At 45.6% G+C, this 17,064-nt stretch carries 11 protein-coding genes and 2 pseudogenes; 10 read left to right on the top strand and 3 right to left on the bottom strand.

Features of this window, described 5'->3' with window-relative positions; genetic code table 11:
* Positions 1 to 360: 360 nt before the first annotated feature.
* Both F6J94_RS15575 and F6J94_RS15570 read left to right on the top strand, forming a co-directional pair.
* The gene (locus F6J94_RS15575; RefSeq protein ID WP_293041752.1) at positions 361 to 519 is read left to right on the top strand and encodes a hypothetical protein; all 159 of its coding nucleotides are present in this window, start codon (positions 361 to 363) and stop codon (positions 517 to 519) included.
* Positions 519 to 674, top strand: coding sequence for a hypothetical protein (locus F6J94_RS15570; protein ID WP_293041749.1), 156 nt, complete (start codon positions 519 to 521; stop codon positions 672 to 674). Before F6J94_RS15575 ends, F6J94_RS15570 begins: the two co-directional genes overlap by 1 nt.
* Positions 675 to 692: 18 nt before the next feature.
* On the opposite strand, the gene F6J94_RS15565 is transcribed toward F6J94_RS15570, so the two are convergent.
* Together F6J94_RS15565 and F6J94_RS15560 are read right to left on the bottom strand one after the other, a co-directional pair.
* Complete coding sequence (locus tag F6J94_RS15565; RefSeq protein ID WP_293041746.1) at positions 693 to 6,065, bottom strand: SDR family oxidoreductase; 5,373 nt, start codon at positions 6,063 to 6,065, stop codon at positions 693 to 695.
* A 1,109-nt stretch (positions 6,066 to 7,174) separates the two neighbouring features.
* Complete coding sequence (locus F6J94_RS15560) at positions 7,175 to 7,657, bottom strand: SRPBCC family protein (RefSeq protein WP_293041743.1); 483 nt, start codon at positions 7,655 to 7,657, stop codon at positions 7,175 to 7,177.
* Positions 7,658 to 8,060: 403 nt separating this feature from the next.
* Here F6J94_RS15560 and hemF point away from each other — a divergent pair, with 403 nt between their 5' ends.
* From hemF to psb29, 3 genes are all read left to right on the top strand, one after another.
* Positions 8,061 to 9,095 (top strand): oxygen-dependent coproporphyrinogen oxidase, encoded by a 1,035-nt coding sequence (gene hemF, locus F6J94_RS15555; RefSeq protein ID WP_293041740.1) that lies wholly within the window; start codon positions 8,061 to 8,063, stop codon positions 9,093 to 9,095.
* A gap of 804 nt (positions 9,096 to 9,899) precedes the next feature.
* Positions 9,900 to 10,265: an STAS domain-containing protein gene (locus F6J94_RS15550; protein WP_293025103.1), complete on the top strand. Its 366-nt coding sequence runs from the start codon at positions 9,900 to 9,902 to the stop codon at positions 10,263 to 10,265.
* 449 nt (positions 10,266 to 10,714) lie between these two features.
* Positions 10,715 to 11,521, top strand: coding sequence for a photosystem II biogenesis protein Psp29 (gene psb29, locus F6J94_RS15545; protein ID WP_293041737.1), 807 nt, complete (start codon positions 10,715 to 10,717; stop codon positions 11,519 to 11,521).
* Positions 11,522 to 11,643: 122 nt separating this feature from the next.
* Here the strand turns inward: psb29 and trxA are convergent, their stop codons facing one another.
* A complete protein-coding gene (trxA, locus tag F6J94_RS15540) occupies positions 11,644 to 11,961 on the bottom strand; it encodes a thioredoxin (protein WP_293025099.1) in 318 nt (105 codons plus the stop codon).
* Between the two features lie 163 nt (positions 11,962 to 12,124).
* Here trxA and fabG point away from each other — a divergent pair, with 163 nt between their 5' ends.
* From fabG to F6J94_RS15515, 5 genes and pseudogenes are all read left to right on the top strand, one after another.
* Complete coding sequence (gene fabG, locus F6J94_RS15535) at positions 12,125 to 12,889, top strand: 3-oxoacyl-[acyl-carrier-protein] reductase (protein ID WP_293041734.1); 765 nt, start codon at positions 12,125 to 12,127, stop codon at positions 12,887 to 12,889.
* Positions 12,890 to 13,009: 120 nt separating this feature from the next.
* Positions 13,010 to 14,671 carry a chaperonin GroEL gene (groL, locus tag F6J94_RS15530; protein WP_293025095.1) on the top strand — a complete coding sequence of 554 codons (1,662 nt, stop codon included), beginning with the start codon at positions 13,010 to 13,012 and terminating at the stop codon, positions 14,669 to 14,671.
* A 351-nt stretch (positions 14,672 to 15,022) separates the two neighbouring features.
* A pseudogene (locus tag F6J94_RS15525) lies at positions 15,023 to 15,253 on the top strand (RNA-guided endonuclease TnpB family protein); the annotation flags it as partial.
* Positions 15,254 to 15,360: 107 nt separating this feature from the next.
* A pseudogene (locus F6J94_RS15520) lies at positions 15,361 to 16,384 on the top strand (RNA-guided endonuclease InsQ/TnpB family protein); the annotation flags it as partial.
* 36 nt (positions 16,385 to 16,420) lie between these two features.
* Positions 16,421 to 17,064 (top strand): hypothetical protein (locus tag F6J94_RS15515; RefSeq protein ID WP_293041731.1); only part of this gene is annotated, 644 nt, incomplete at its 3' end.

Genomic DNA, 17,064 nt, shown 5'->3' with positions numbered 1-17,064 from the left:
TTGCGTTCACCCAGCGGCTCCTACAGAGCATCGCAAAATGCCTCTGAAGAAGGGAAGCATATATATATAAGGTAATAGACTCAACTAGCGTATGTGGAGAGATGGGGTGTGGGGTGTGGGGTGTGGGGTGTGGGGTGTGGGGAGATGGGGAGATGGGGAGATCTCATAAGGGTAGGTTTTTTACAAAGGGGCGAGTAGGTACTTTGATTACGTAGAAATTCCTCAAAATATGTATCAAAATATACACTATTTTCCGGGATAATTCTCTCCATTTCCCGCTTTTCCCGATTCCCGACTCCCGATTCCCGACTCCCGATTCCCGACTCCCGACCCAAATGTAAAAAACCTACCCCTGTGAGGATGGGGAGATGGGGTGTGGAGAGATGGGGAGATGGGGAGATGGGGAGATGGGGAGATAGGAAATATTTTTATAGCGTTTCTGATATTTATCAGGTACAGTCAATTTTCTTCCCCCCTCAAGATGCAGTTGCTAATGGGACAAACCACAACCGTTGCTGATGGGGAAACCGTCTCAGGTCGGCGCTGCATCTGTTGTGGAAAATTCTTCCCACACTCCCCTCTCTCCCCACACTCCCGATTCCCGATTCCCTAACCCCTCCGAGGAGGGGTTAGGGGTGGGTTCCGATTCCCGACTCCCGACTCCCTTTTCATAGTTCATCCTTAATAGTTTCTTAAAGCTTATCTAAACAAGCTTTCAATTTTTCAGCCAAAACCCGGACATTGGGTTCTAGCATCATTGAGATATGATCACCAGGAATATGGTGAACTTCAATGCCAGAAGCTGCCATACCATCCCAACCATTAAGAGGGTCATGGTAATGTCCTGGAGGTTGCTGTTTAGCTCGAAAGAGAGTTATTTTCCCTGGGTAGACTGATGACAGCTCAGATGGTTGAGTCTCATAGTTAGCATTTTGGATATCTGAGATGCCATCAACCAAATTAGGGTTTGGTAAAGCAGGTTCGGTAGATAAGTTAGACTTTTTAGCAAACCACTGGAATTGCCGTTTGTATGCTCCAGATTTATAATGTCTGACAAACGCTCTGATTCTCTCAGACAAATAAGCTCGCCTTTTGTGAGGTTCAAGTCTCCAAAGGTTATTCCAATAGGTTTGTAGTTTTTGTATCCAAAATAAAGTGTACCGTTGTAAGACGGTGGTATTTTCGTAGGGCTTCCACTGATAACCAATAGCATAGCTATCAAACAAGGCAACAATTGCTACAGTCTGACCTTGAGCATCAAGCTGCTTAGCCATTTCAAAGGCGATTTGACCTCCGAGGGATACCCCTTGTAGAAAATAAGGCCCTTCGGGTTGAAACCGTCGCATTTCCTCAATGTAGTGAGCGGCTAACTCCTTGAGTCCATTACCTATACCCGGTTTGGTATTGATGTTGTTGGCGTTAGTAGCCGCTGCTAGTCCATAACTTAGTCCATAAACTGGATAGTCCCAACCAAGATAACGTACCAAATCGCGGTAGTATATAAACCCTTCCCCAAGGATGTGAATCGCAAACACAACTGGCTTGGAACCACTAGGTTGAATGGGCACTAGGGAAAACCAAGAGGATGACCATTCTGACTGGCACAGAAGTTGAGCGAGTTCCTTGATGGTTGGTGCTTGGAATAGAGCAGCTAGGGGCAGTTGTTTGCCGAAGGTCTTCTCAATCTCACTAGATAGCTGCACAGCTAGGAGGGAATTTCCTCCTAACCCGAAGAAGTTGTCATCGATGCCAATCTGGGAAACTCCCAACACCTTCTGCCAAATGCTAGCCAGTTGACGCTCTATATCGGTTACTGGCAAGACGTTTTCAGTATCCTTGCTTGGTGAAATCAACTGCTCTCGGTCGATTTCACCTGCGGGAGTTAGGGGCATAGCTTGGAGTTGCTGAAACTTAGGGGTGATAGAGGTTCCAAAAGGAACGAATGCCTCTAACCTCTGTAACTGAGCAACAGATAGTTCTGTAACCGCCGTGAAATATACCGATACCCGCTGCCGATGGTATGGTGGCTGTTGGGTGTATCGTCTAACATAGGGATTGCTGCCATCCAAACCCAAAATCAGGGAGTGTTGGTCGTGGTGCAGCCCAGCGAGAATAGAATTGATTCCCTGTTGGTTGAAAATTCCGTACTGACCTAAGGCACGACGGGACTCCCTAATCTGTTTACTCCGATTGAGGGTGGTCTCAACCCATGTGCTTGAGCCATAGCAGTAGCTGCGCACCAAGGTCTTGTGCCGCTGGTAGTAGCAGAAGCACTCTAGAAAATTATTAGCGGCAGCATAAGCACCAATTGTCGCTCCCCCAAAGAAGGCTAGCACGGAAGAAAGGCTGATAAAAACACTGTCTGGCTTATCTTTAATTAGTTGATGGAGTACCCACGACCCTAAAAGCTTGGGACGAAGTGTAGCAGCAAAACTGTTGCGGGTTTCCTCTACTAAAAAATGTTCTGGGGCAATTCCGGCCAAATGAATGACCCCTTCAAGGAAAGCTTGCCAGTCAGACTGGGCTCGTTCAACCACCTGTTGCAACTGAGCTAAATCACAAATATCCACGGCCTCGTAGCGTATCTCTCCTCCCAGTTGCTCGGCCAGTTGCTCTAGGTTTTGATAGGCTCTGACGGCAGGTGCTAACCCATTTCCATCCTTTAAATGGTTTCCTTTGGTAGTCGGCTCTGGTAAGGGGGTTCGACCGACTAAAAGCAGACGAGCTTGATAGTGGTTTAGGAGAAATTTAGCAATTTCTACTCCAATCCCTCCCAAACCTCCACTAATCAAATACATTCCCTTTTGCTTAAAGGGCAATTCCTGTTTTTCGAGTTGGGGTAGGTCAGCTTTTTCGAGTAAGGGTACCAAACGGTTGCGATTGCGGTATGCTACTTCTCGCTCTTTCTGACATACAGCCATTTCCCGCAGGATATGAAACCCATTAATGTGGTGGTCATCCACAGGTATATCGATATGGCGACAGTTCAGCCAAGGCAGTTCTCTCGGACAGGTTTTGATCAGACCCAGAATCGGACTTTTCTCATAGGCAATGTCATCCTGGGGCGAGGTAGGCTGTGTATAGCTAGAAACCACAGTCAACTGGACTTCTGAATTGAGAATTCTCAAGGGTGAATTCAACTGTGACTTCAAACCATCCAAAGCCTGAATTAAAAATAGTAGACTGTAAGTGCCCTGATTCTGAGCTTGTTCTAGTGCTTCGGATGACTCAATTTCTCCCGGATACTCGTCATAGGTCCACAAATGGAGAATCTGTGCGATGGGTTGGTCGGTTTCCACCAACGACTTCAGTAATTGCTGATAGTGATCAGGATTGGTGGGGTCAATAGAATAGCGGTTGTCTGTAAGTTGGGCATCTGTAAGTTGGGCACCTGTAAGTCGCAAAAAATCGGCTCCGGGGGCTCCGGGTTCCACTGCTACACATTGGTCTTTACCTAGCTTGGAGCACAATACTTCTCCTAATCCCAAGGAGTCTAGAAATATCAGAGTTCGACCATTTGTAGGTGTCCTACCTAAGGTGACTGCTTCTTTTCGATGCCAAACTTTACGATAAAACCAGTCTGGAAGGGTATTCTCATTACCCAGAAGACAATCAACTTTTTTGAGAATCGGGTCAAATTCACCAGCGTTAAACTGCTCCTTGAGTTGCGATCGCAAAATTTTCCCAATCGAACTCTTGGGGATTGCCTGTTTTGGTAGAGGAATAAGATAACTCGGACTCACCCCTAGTTTGCTAACCACCTCAGTGGAGATGTCCTGGAGTAATGGGGTTAACTGGTCATCCTCAGACCAATCAGTATGGAAGAAAATGACCAATTGGTCAGTATCTTTACTTGGTTGTCGAATTCCGCAAGCTGCTGTGTAAGAGGGAATCACCCCCTCTACCTGCTCAACCACTGCTTCGATTTCATAACTATAGTGATTGAGACCATTAATAATAATGACATCTTTTTCTCGACCGGTAATCGTGAGACGTCCGTCACGCAGTACACCATTATCTCCGGTTTTTAACCATCCATCCGGTGTAAAGGCTTCTCGATTTAGCTCAGGATTCTGGTAATAACCATCACTAACCATCGGACCAGAAATCTGTACCTGACCCACTGTATCTTCTTCAACTATTTGTCCGAGTGCATCCACAATCCGCACAGAAAAGCCAGGCACAGGTCTGCCAACTTCTACAACAGAGTGGTTAACAGACTGATTATCCGACGGTAAATTCAACAAGTACCGATGGGAAAATACCACAGCAGCACAGGTTTCAGACATTCCCCAAGCTGAATGCATGGCATTGACCGATAACCCATGGGGAGAAAGCAACTGCAAGAATCGCTTTGCAGTTTGAGGTACAATCGGCTCAGCCACACTTAATACAGATTTGAGGGAAGATAAATCCCATTTCCGGTGGCTGTTAGCAACGGATTTCTGATTTATTTTCTGATTTATCAAACCTAGGGCAAAATTAGGAGCCCAGGCAAAGGTAACCCGATAGTTTTCAATCCAATCCAACCAATTGAGGGGATTTTCCAAGAAAGCTTTAGCGGGAGCATGGATTTGCAGGTTACCGACATAGACATGCCGAATACAACAGCGTACCAGAGAGCCAACATGGTCTAAGTTAAGCCAGTTCAAGGAGATATCATCTTGGGTCAGATTATTCCTCTGGGCACTGGCGGCGACATTATTAATTAAATTGCTATGGCTCAACCTGACTCCTTTAGGCATTCCTGTACTTCCAGAGGTCAGTAACAATATTGCCAAATCATCCGGTTGGCTGTGATAGTAATTTAGGTCAGGCTCAGATGAGCGCAAGTTGTCTACGGTTTCAATTAAAATTTCTTTTTTGGGCAAGGGATGCTCGGTAGGAGCCGCTACGGGAAAGCATAAACCACGGATTGCTGGAGCAAGGGTATCACTGGTTAGGATGACCGGTTGCTCTAGCATTTTCCAGGCATTGCACAGCTTATTGACAGTACTGTTAGATGACTCATAGGTCGGTGCGATCGCAATCGGGACTGGGACAAAACCGCCCAAAATACAAGCCCAGAAGGTTGGAATGAAGTCTTGATTTTGGTCAAATTGGAAGATTACTTTGTCTTGAGGCTTTAGATTTAGTTTTCTTAAGCCACCAAGAATCCGCTGTGCTTCTTCGAGGAGAGCTGGGTAAGATTGATAGTTTTGGTGAGTATTTCCCTGACTATCAGAGTCGAGATAGATAATCCCTTGCTCCGGCGCAACCCTTGCAGTTTTTAGTAGCGCTTGGGAGAGAGTTGAGATATCTGTTGGTAACTGTAGCGCTTCACCATGACTGATGGCGGGTTTTGATGGGGTGGAATTTGAGCGATGCTCCCCCTGAGTCGCTACGGGAACGCAATCGGAAGATGCCTTGGGGTAAGGGCTCGGTAGGGGCTTGGCTTGTGATAATTCTGTAGGTTGCTTTGGACTAGTTTCGGTGGAGGGTGGAAGTAGGTCTAATAGATGTAGGGGTGTGTCGGGCTGGGTGTAGTCTTGTAGAACTACGGCGACTTGCTTGATTTCTGCCCCTCCATAACTATATGACTGTAGCTGCTCTTCCCATTGCTGCACTAAGTCGGTATCAATTATTTCTACAGAAGCTAGTGCTTGTTGATCTATCTCACCTGTGGGAGTTAGGGGCAAGGTAGTTACCGGAACAATAATTATGTTAGGGGAGAAATTAGGGGGGACTTTTGGTTCACCAAATTTTGGTTCACCACTAGATAGCAGAGTGTCTGAGATGGTGTCTGACACGACCCCTTGCAGGAGCGATCGCAGTTGTTCTGATGAAGATGATCCAGCTGAGACTACATAGGCAATAATAGGCAAAAAACTACAATTGTCTCTGAGGGCTATTTTTTTCTTTTCTTCTGTAATTTTCCTCTCCAGGACAACACAGTCGTCAACTAACGGATTTGCTAACAAAGCCGATTCGATTTTGGTCAATAGTTGTGGCAGATAGTCTTGGATTGGCTTTTCTATAATGTTATCGTTATCTTGTCCTATATACTTGGTAATATCTGGCTGCATTTCTCGATACTTTTGTTGAGTATTTTTTTGACGAGGGGTTTAATTGCTGATTAATAATGTATTTAAATATATTGATTTAAACTTAAATTTAATATAAAAATAAATATAAACGTAAGCATTCAGCCATCAGCCGTCAGCCGTCAGCCGTCAGCATTCAGGATTCAGCCGTGAGCTTTTAGCTCAAGCTACTTGAGGTGCTGACGTAACAAAGATTAAACGAATGCTTACTTGTTTTATTTAAAAGCTCCTTGCTCAAAGCTGAGAGCTGATAGCTGATAGCTGATAGCTAAATAATTACATATAAAATTTTATTTATATGAATACAAATGGTGAGTAAATTGGTAATTAATTTAAACAAACAATTACAGTTAAAAAAACCTGAATATCTCTGATTTTTGTAAACAGTAATTTCATCAAAAAATGAACATATAGCGTTTATAAAATATATGAGGGACAGTCTTTATTGGCGCTGATTGGCTTTAAGACATTCTTGCCTTGGTGCAAACCGCCGTATCCGAAGGGTAACCACAGGTATACTGAAAAAAGTCACTCATTTGGCTACAGCCTATCCTAAAGTTAGGCTCTGCTAGGAGCCTCGTACTTTAACATTTTCAATATTTATCGATTAAGTCCGGATAGGTGTGTCAGTAATCAATAAACTTCTATTAAAGTGGTATTATTACGACCTTTTATTAAATCAGGACAAAAAACCTGAAACTCTTGTCCCTGTCTTGATCCAAAGCGCGAGTGGGGGGAACCTCACAGGGGTAGGTTTTTTACATTTGGGTCGGGAGTCGGGAATCGGAACCCACCCCTAACCCCTCCCAGGAGGGGAACGGGAATCGGAACCCACCCCTAACCCCTCCCAGGAGGGGAACGGGAATCGGAACCCACCCCTAACCCCTCCCAGGAGGGGAAGAGCGGGAAATGGGGAGAATTATCCCGGAAATAATTGTGTATTTTGATACATATTTTCTTAAGAATTTATACCTAATAAAAGTAAATACTCGCCCCTTTGTAAAAAACCTACCCTTGTAAGGAGGGTAGACCAGCTTTGGCACTGGTGGATTGTTGGTGTCTACCTCTCCCAAGGGTCAACGGCTATAAGTTTAGATTGCTCCGACCTGCTCTGCCGCCTGGGCTAATTCAAATACTACCCGCGCGACGTAGGGGCGAATCATCCACCAGATTAAGGGGGATAACCAGCCTTTTAGGGTAACTGAGTAGGAAATATAGGTACCACAAAGGGTGGACTCAACCTGGTAAGTCACGCGATTTTCAACTCCAGGGATTGCCAAAAATCGTATACTAAGTAGCTCACCGGGTAAGACACGCTCTACAAAAATTCGCACCGGAATTGGGATCAAGCGAGTGACTACCTGATAAATTAAACCAGGTTTAGCCATTAAACCTCTCGGAGCATTGGTACTTGACAGCAGAGGATTCCAAGACACATCCGCTAAGTTGATCAATTTTTGCCAGAGGACTTCCACTGGGGCAGTACTCAGGGCGCGATAGGTCTTGAAGAGGGAAAACTTACACCAAATCCCCTCGTGACCAGCAATTAACTTGAAAGAAAAATTAAGAATCACTACACGCCTCCCGCAGCTATGCTCAGGCAGATTTATGATCTTCCCCAAATGGCTTTGGTTGAAAAATCCCTCTCTATTTAGGATATGATCTCAACTGCCTGGAAATTTTACCAACCCCCAGGGTTTCCCCTGAAGGTACCCGATCGTACTAACGAATAACGACCAACCAATAACATTGGCAAGGCCAACTTAAGGTTTTGTTTCGATAGGCGCTTCTAGGGGCTTAACCAGGAATGGGTAGGAACTGAACATCTTTCCACCCCCATTCGAGGGACCGGGACTAAAGAAAGACCCCGGCTCGTTTTTGCTCCCCAGCCTAAAAAACCAGAGGTGCGACCCGTGGCGAATTTAATTCTTAATGGTAAGAGCGCACCTAAGGTTTCCAAACCCACTAGGATTTGTTATGACAGCTTTACAGACCGATACAACAACTACCACTAATACCACTTCTTTACCTCCTGCCGACTCTAGGGAGAGAGTCAAGCAGTTGATGCAACAGCTGCAAGATACGATTTGTGATGCTCTAGTAAAACTGGACGGGATTGGCACCTTCAGAGAAGATGCTTGGGAAAGAGAAGAAGGGGGTGGTGGTCGTTCCCGTGTGATGCGCGATGGTTCAGTATTGGAACAGGGTGGGGTTAACTTTTCTGAAGTTTGGGGCAAACAGCTGCCACCCTCAATTTTGAAGCAGCGCCCCGAGGCAGCTGGACATGGTTTTTTCGCTACTGGTACCTCCCTAGTATTGCATCCTCGTAATCCCTATGTGCCCACAGTTCACCTAAATTATCGCTACTTTGAGGCAGGACCAGTCTGGTGGTTTGGTGGTGGAATCGATTTGACCCCTTACTATCCCTTTGCTGAAGATGCTGCCCATTTGCATCGCCAATTGAAAGAAGCCTGTGATGCTCATCACCCTGAGTATTACCCAGTGTTCAAGTCTTGGTGCGATGAGTATTTTTATCTGAAACACCGCCAAGAAATGCGGGGTGTTGGAGGCTTATTTTTTGACTATCAAGATGGCACGGGTAAACTGTATCGTGGTCCCCATCAAGATGGTCCCGCAGCAGCTTACAGTGAAAAGGTTGGGGATTTAGAGCCTCGCAGTTGGGAAGAGTTATTTGCCTTTGTCACAACCTGCTCTGAGTCATTTTTACCAGCTTATCTACCGATTGTAGAGCGCCGTCGCGATCTGGAATATGGAGACAGAGAGCGTAACTTCCAACTCTATCGTCGGGGTCGATATGTAGAATTTAACCTGGTGTATGACCGAGGTACAATTTTTGGTCTGCAAACTAACGGGCGTACTGAATCCATCCTGATGTCCTTACCCCCCTTGGTGCGTTGGGAATACGGTTACCAACCTGAGCCCAATACACCAGAAGCCGAACTCTATGAGACATTCCTCAAGCCTCAAGACTGGGCGAACTGGACAGCTTAAACTGTTGTCAGATCACTTATGGCAATACTAGGATGGTTCGACGTACGCATTCAGCTATCAGCCGTCAGCTATCAGCCGTCAGCTGAAGTAACTCAGCATTATTCCAATGCTTACCTGTTTTATTCACAAGCTGATAGCACCTCAAGTAGCATGGCCTACGGCCAATGACTGATACGCGACACGCTAATAGCTGAATGCTGAATGCTGAATGCTGAATGCTGAATGCTGAATACTGAATGCTGGAGCAGTGGGGGAAGATAGAATAGAAATCCTGGATTCATCCCCCTCATTCGACTATCCTGTCATTTTTCCCATTGTCTTGATGCACTCGCTCGCCATCATTCCCTTCATCCTCAGTTCCTCTGACCAGATTTGTGCAACAATTTGGATACGCTCCCTTAAATTTCACCAATCCCTCTAAGCTAAACTAGCTTGCAGTGAGTAGCTCGATGAGCCGAATCACATAGGGCTTGGTTTAGAATAGGTCTTCCCGGCTTAATTTGTTAGTCAGGGCGTATTAATAAAAATCACGAGGAGTTTTTTCAGTCGGCTGGGAAGCAGTCAGGGACTACAGGTGGCGATAGTCCTACAGGTTCCCTTGACCCATTAAGAATTAAATTCGCTCAAGGTGCGCGCCTCCAAGGGCGCGAGGGATTGCTCGCGCCCTTGGGTCGCACCTATCGGCTTTCGCCGACGCGGGGCGCGAACGGGCGCGCACCTGAATCGTTCGGGACGCACTCTGAAATCTTAATGATTAGATTTGGTATGGTTTCAATCAGCGGTAGCTGTGACAAGGAGGTGCTGATGGTTCATATCGATCAGAAAACTCATACTACTGAAGATGGTACAAATGTGATTGTTTTGAAACCGATTGGACGCCTGGACATCACTACAGCTTGGCCCTTTCGTCTGAAATTGCAAGAGTGTATCTCCCAACTGCGAAGGCATGTAGTGGTTAATCTGAGTCAGGTTGACTTTATTGATAGTTCGGGTTTGACATCCTTAGTGGCTGGAATGCGAGATGCTGACAAAATTAAGGGCAGCTTTCGCATTTGTTCTGTTCATCCAGACGCCAAGCTTGTGTTTGAAGTCACTATGATGGACACAGTGTTTGAAATTTTTGAAACGGAGGAAGAAGCCTTAGATGGTTTATCCAGTATCGCCACCTGAATAGACATCTGCGACCGATTAGGTTTCAGATTAAGCTGGGCTTGGCTTGGGTGAATCTTTTTCCACAGATGTCTGATCAGAGGGTGTTATAATAGCAAAGTTGCTTATTGAACCGACAGACTAAAAGGGCTTGGATGCTACTAGCGGCAGCTCGGGGAAAGAACTTGGCTGAGCTTTGTAAAAATAAGTCCACAGCAAGTTGAACTCAAAGAAATAAAACGACCTGCGGGAGGCGGGTTGCAGCCAGGGTAGTAGGGGAACAAAGCCTTTAGCTCCTACTGCGGGAGTGAGTGCGACAGAGCAAAACCTCCGGACGTTGATTAAGACCAATCTGGCATCAGCGGATGAAACTGGAAACCCCCACCATCATCTTGGATTTGGTGGTAGGTACTTCATGGTAGACAATAAGACAATAACAATAATATAAAGCTTCAATTCTGATCTGCCTTGTGAATACTGTTCGCACAGTCTCGGATACTAAACGGGATTTTTACACCTATCACACTCGCCCCATCAACTCTATTTACCGACGTGTAGTGGAAGAGTTGATGGTAGAGATGCATTTGCTGTCGGTTAATGTCGATTTTAACTACGACCCCATCTATGGCTTAGGTGTGGTGACATGCTTTGACCGGTTTATGCAGAGCTATCAACCGGAACATGATAAAGAATCAATTTTTAATGCTCTGTGTCAAGCAGTCGGAGGTGAAGCTCAGCAGTACCAGGAAGATGCCCAAAGGCTCAAAACCAGCGTAGAGTCTATGTCTGGGCAAGATTTGATCTCCTGGTTAAGTTCCCCAACCTCTGAGAATGGGACTGGGGATTTGGCTACCACTATAGCTGCGATCGCACAAAATTCTCAGTTTAAGTACAGCAGATTGTTTGCCATTGGTTTATTTTCACTACTAGAGCAGGCGGACTCGGAGTTAGCTCAGGATCAAAAACAGCTCGAAGAGGTACTTAACAAAATTAGCAGTGGATTAAACCTTCCTTCCGAAAAGCTAAAAAAAGACTTGGAGTTGTACCGCAGCAACCTGGAAAAAATGGCACAGGCTCGGGTAGTGATAGAAGATGCCATTCAAGCTGATCGTAAAAAGCGGGAGGAGCGTGCTAAAGAGAAAGAAAAATCAGCGACACCTAGCAGCGATGCGACCCCATCTGCCCAAGAAGAATCGGATTCCTCTTCGGATTCCTCTTCGGATTCTTCTTCCGATGCCTCTTCCGATGCCTCTTCCGATGAAGCCCCATCTTCCTAGCTAGGTTTTTTGGTCTAGCACGCTGATATCCCCCGGATAAATCCCAGATAAATCAGGGGGGCTCATCCCATTACCCTGGGAAAAAAGGTCAAAGGGCAAGGAGAATCTCACCCCTAATTATCTTAAATCAAAGCTTGTAATAGTGGAATAAGGTCTTCTGCTGGTCTGAACCCCTCTATCCGTTGTTGAGGCTGACCGTTTTTAAACAGTACCAAGGTTGGTAACGCCTCAATGCCATACTGGGAGGCTAGCTGGGGGTATTTGTCCGTGTCAATTTTTACAACTTGCAAACGATCTTTGAGCTCAGCCTTGACCTGTTCTAGGATAGGAGCCATCATCTGACATGGCCCACACCAAGTGGCATAGAAATCTACCAACACCGGCACATCTGAGCCAGATAATAATTCTTGGAATGTTTTGAACTGCTTTTTAACGGCCATGAGCAAGAAAACCTTTCCTAGTCCTTCTGCTCGATTCTAGTCCAAAATCTTTGGGATTGTGTGATAGCTGGATTAACCAAAGATTCCGGTAAAGTTAACTTTGGAGGAAACCTTTACTGCCCACAGGACAAAATCAGGCAGGATAGAAAACAGTTCAAGGTTTATGGAAACATTACAGACATCTGCGCAACAATTAAGCGATCGCATAGCCATCGTGACCGGTGCCTCGCGAGGAATTGGTCGAGCTGTGGCCCTGGCCTTAGCTGGGTCAGGGGCAAAGGTTGTAGTCAACTACGCCAGTTCCAGTACTGCAGCTGATCAGGTCGTAGGGGCTATCATGGATGCTGGGGGTGAAGCCTTAGCACTTCAGGCTGATGTGTCTCAAGCTGAACAAGTCGATGCCCTAGTTAAAGGGACTCTCGAAAAGTTTGGTCGTATAGACGTGCTAGTGAATAATGCTGGGATTACCCGCGACAACTTGTTATTGCGGATGAAACCCTCAGATTGGCAGGCAGTAATTGATCTGAACCTGACTGGGGTATTTTTATGTATCAAAGCAGTGAGCAAACTGATGCTCAAGCAAAAGTCTGGTCGGATTATCAATATTGCTTCCGTGTCAGGACAGATGGGAAACCCTGGTCAAGCCAATTATAGTGCTGCCAAGGCTGGTGTGATTGCCTTGACCAGAACCGTTGCCAAAGAGTTTGCTAGTCGTGGCATTACAGTCAATGCCGTAGCTCCCGGTTTTATTGACACTGATATGACCAGTGACCTTAAGTCAGAAGCCATTATCGAGCATATCCCTCTAGGTCGTTACGGTCAGCCAGAAGAAGTAGCTGGGATGGTGAGGTTTTTGGCAGCTGATCCAGCTGCTGCCTATATCACTGGACAAGTGTTTAATGTCGATGGTGGTATGGTTATGGCTTGAACCCCCCGGCACGTCGGTGTTTCAAGTTCTTAAAAGTTCAAAATTGTCAGACGAATTAGCACTCTTCGTGTAAGAGTGCTAAATTTGCTAATGGAGACACAAAGCAAGTTCAAACAACCTATGGCAAAAATCGTTTCGTTTGACGAAGAATCCAGACGTTCATTGGAGCGGGGGGTCAATGCCCTAGCTGATGCTGTACGTATTACCCTTGGTCCAAAAGGTCGTAATGTGCTTCTGGAAAAACAGTATGGGGCACCCCAGATTGTCAATGATGGTATTACCGTTGCCAAAGAGATTGAACTGGAAGACCCCTTAGAAAATACTGGCGCTAGACTAATTCAAGAAGTCGCATCCAAGACTAAAGACGTTGCTGGGGATGGCACTACCACAGCTACCATTCTGGCTCAAGCCATGATTCGGGAAGGTCTTAAGAATGTCGCAGCTGGGGCAAATCCTGTAGCTGTGCGCCGAGGAATTGAGAAAACTGTTGCCGAGCTGGTCAAAGAGATTGAGGCAATGGCACAGCCGGTTCAGGGAACTGGGATCGCTCAAGTTGCTACAGTCTCCGCCGGTAACGATCAAGAAGTGGGTGACATGATTGCCCAAGCCATGGAAAAGGTCACCAAAGATGGTGTGATCACCGTTGAAGAATCTAAATCCCTCTCCACCGAATTAGAGGTAGTGGAAGGGATGCAGATCGATCGGGGTTATATTTCCCCTTACTTCGTGACCGATAACGAACGGATGACAGTGGAATTTGAAAACCCTTGCATCCTGATTACCGATAAAAAGATTAGTGTTATCCAGGATTTGGTACCGATTCTGGAAAAAGTAGCTCGTGCCGGTCAACCGTTGCTGATTATTTCCGAAGATCTAGAAGGAGAAGCCTTGGCAACTCTGGTGGTGAATAAGGCTAGGGGTGTATTGAATGCTGCAGCCGTCAAGGCACCAGGATTTGGCGATCGCCGCAAGCAAATGTTACAGGATATTGCAGTTTTGACCGGTGGTCAGGTGATATCCGAAGACGTTGGTTTGAGCCTGGATACTGTTTCCCTAGATATGCTGGGAAATGCTACCAAAGTTAGCATTGACAAAGACAGCACCACCATTGTAGCTGGTGGTCAAACTAAGGGAGATGTAGAAAAGCGAGTTGAGCAAATCCGCCGCCAGCTAGCAGAAACTGACTCCGAATACGATAAGGAGAAACTGCAAGAACGGATTGCTAAACTGGCCGGTGGTGTAGCAGTGATTAAGGTTGGTGCGGCAACTGAAACAGAACTCAAAGACCGCAAGCTGCGGATTGAAGATGCCCTCAATGCTACTAAAGCTGCGGTAGATGAAGGGATTGTTCCTGGTGGTGGTACAACCCTGATTCGCTTAATAGAAAAAATTCCTGCAGTGGCAAATGGCCTAGAGCAGGAAGAGAAAGTTGGTGCAGGTATTGTAGCCAAGTCATTAGAAGCTCCCCTGTGTCAGATGGCGGATAATGCTGGTGTTGAAGGTTCCGTAATTGTGGAGAAAGTACGGGAGAGTACTGGTAACGTTGGCTATAATGCTGCTACTGACACCCTTGAAGACTTGATTGTTGCAGGTATTATTGACCCTGCCAAGGTAGTACGCTCATCCCTACAGAATGCTGCGTCTATCGCTGGTATGGTCTTGACCACAGAAGCCCTGGTGGTAGAGAAACCTGAACCTAAATCTGCTGCTCCTGCTCCCGACATGGGCGGCATGGGCGGCATGGGCGGCATGGGTGGCATGGGCGGCATGGGCATGATGTAGTGCCATGATCTAGTGCCATGATCTAGTGCCATTAGCTAGTCTCTTGCTTTGCAAGCATAAAGCCTTGAAGCAGCTTGTCCGTTAGGACAAGCTGCTTTTTGATTCGTCATTAGTAATGGCGTGAGTCAATCTTGGGTAAACTTATTTATGGAGTATAATTTACCAATAATTATCCAAACTGTACTTATCCCCCGTTACAAAAATCCCCGATACCCGAAAGCCCCGTCTCAAAGCGAGCGGGGATGAAGGGTCGCAGCGGTCTTTAGCCGCCGTGAAAAAGATTTAATTTTGAGTTGACAGTTTTCGCTGAGCATGTTAGCGTAATAACCTAACAGAAGAGGTCGAGTTCTGATGATCATAATAGAGTTCAAGGCATACGGAAAACCCCTCCAGTATCAAGCTATAGACGAGGCAATTAGGACGGTTAAATTTATCCGCAATAGTTGCATTCGTTTATGGATGGACAATAAGGGAACGGGTAAATATGACCTTAGCAAGTACTGCAAAATCCTTGCCAAAGAGTTTCCTTTTGCTAATGAATTGAACTCAACTGCTCGACAGGCCGCCGCTGAAAGAGCATGGTTAGAAGTTACCGTAAGAATAGTGGAGCCTTATTTCATGAGTTTTAACCCTTTTCTGCATAGCCTATCGCCTATAAAGGCTCCACTATTCTAAGGTTTCATCTCCGGTCATCAATCTCTCGCTTCTTTGAAAACTGCAAGAAAAAGGTACCTGGCAAGAAAGGTTTTCCTCGCTTTCAAAAGCACTGTAGATCAGTTGAGTACAAACAGTCAGGTTGGAAATTATCCCCTGATAAAAAATCAATCACTTTCAGTGATAAAAAGGAAATCGGAAAGCTGAAACTCAAAGGTACGTGGGATTTGTGGCGCTTTGATAAAAAGCAAATCAAGCGGGTTCGGATTGTGAAGAGGGCTGATGGGTACTACGTCCAATTTTGTGTCTCGGTTGATATCAAGGAAGAATTGGAGCCGTCCAGAACAACTATCGGGTTAGATGTTGGGTTGAAATACTTTTATACTGATTCTGACGGGAACACCGAACCCAATCCCCGATTCTATAGGAAGGGAGAAAACCGCCTAAAATTTTATCAACGCCGGGTTTCCCGGAAAAAGAAAGGCTCCTCCAACCGAAAAAAAGCCGTCAATAGATTAGGTAGGCAGCATCTTAAAATAAGTAGACAGCGTGAAGAACATGCAAAGAGACTTGCACGTTGCGTAATCCGGTCTAACGATCTGGTCGCCTACGTTCGCGCAGCGTGCCGTAAGGCAAGATTTAAGAGTCAAAAATTTGGTTAAAAACCACTGTCTATCTAAATCTATTAACGATGCAGGTTGGTATCAACTTAGGAAATGGTTGGAACATTTTGGCAAGAAATTTGGAAGAGTAACAGTCGCAGTGAATCCTGCCTATACAAGTCAAAATTGTTCTGAGTGCGGCGAAGTGGTCAAGAAATCATTATCAACTAGGACTCACGTCTGCAAATGTGGTTGCAGACTAGATCGTGACCACAACGCTGCAATCAATATCCTCAAGAGAGCCTTGGGTACGGTGGGGCACACCGGAACCTGGATCATCGATCCGAACGCTTCAGGAGACCTAGCCTCTACTGTTCTTGATTCCGGTCAGGAGCAGCAAGCTGGGTCGTTGAGTGAAGAATCCCCGCGTCTAATGACCGGGGAGTGTCAAGAATAAAACCTTCAACTACTATTTTTAAGAGGTTTACTATCCATGGATAACGACCAAAACTTGCTAATTCTGACGATTTATATAATCGGTGTTACTTACGTTTTGTACAAAGCTTTCCAGGAAATAGACAAACTCATAACCGTTGAGGTAGACTCTGATGCTATCAATCAGCAACTGGAAAAGAAAGAACTTAATGATTTCATGGAAGTCAACTTTGGCTTCGATCCTAGCTATAAATTGGATGAGTTAAAGGATCTTAAACTGACTGTTAAAAATAAAACCAACGAGAATCCTGTTTATATTGAAATAGACTGGGACAAGAGTCTGATAACTGACTTAGAAAATAATGGAAGACCCATGGTTTGGGTAAACTCTGATGATATGGAAGAAGCCCCCAAAAGCCAAGACGTTGGTAAAATTCGTCCTGGTCAAAATTGCGAATTTAAGCTGAGCGATGAAAAGATTAAAGATGCCTTATTTCCGGAGAAAGACTTGAAGAATGTGATTAAAAAGGGTGGTAAATTTAATCTCCAATTATACTTCAAGATAGAGGAAGCAAATACTGGAAAAAGCAGTTCGTGCTACTTACCCTGTAGGTTTAAACCTATCAAGTTAGACTGGACCGAGGCTAGAACTATAGCCTCGGTCCAGTCTAACTTGATAGGTTTAAACCTACAGGGTAAGCA

It is taken from the genome of Moorena sp. SIO1F2 (assembly GCF_010672755.1).
Lineage (GTDB): Bacteria > Cyanobacteriota > Cyanobacteriia > Cyanobacteriales > Coleofasciculaceae > Moorena.
Note: the sequence above shows the minus strand (reverse complement) of the source record. Positions and strands in the feature narration are given on the sequence as shown.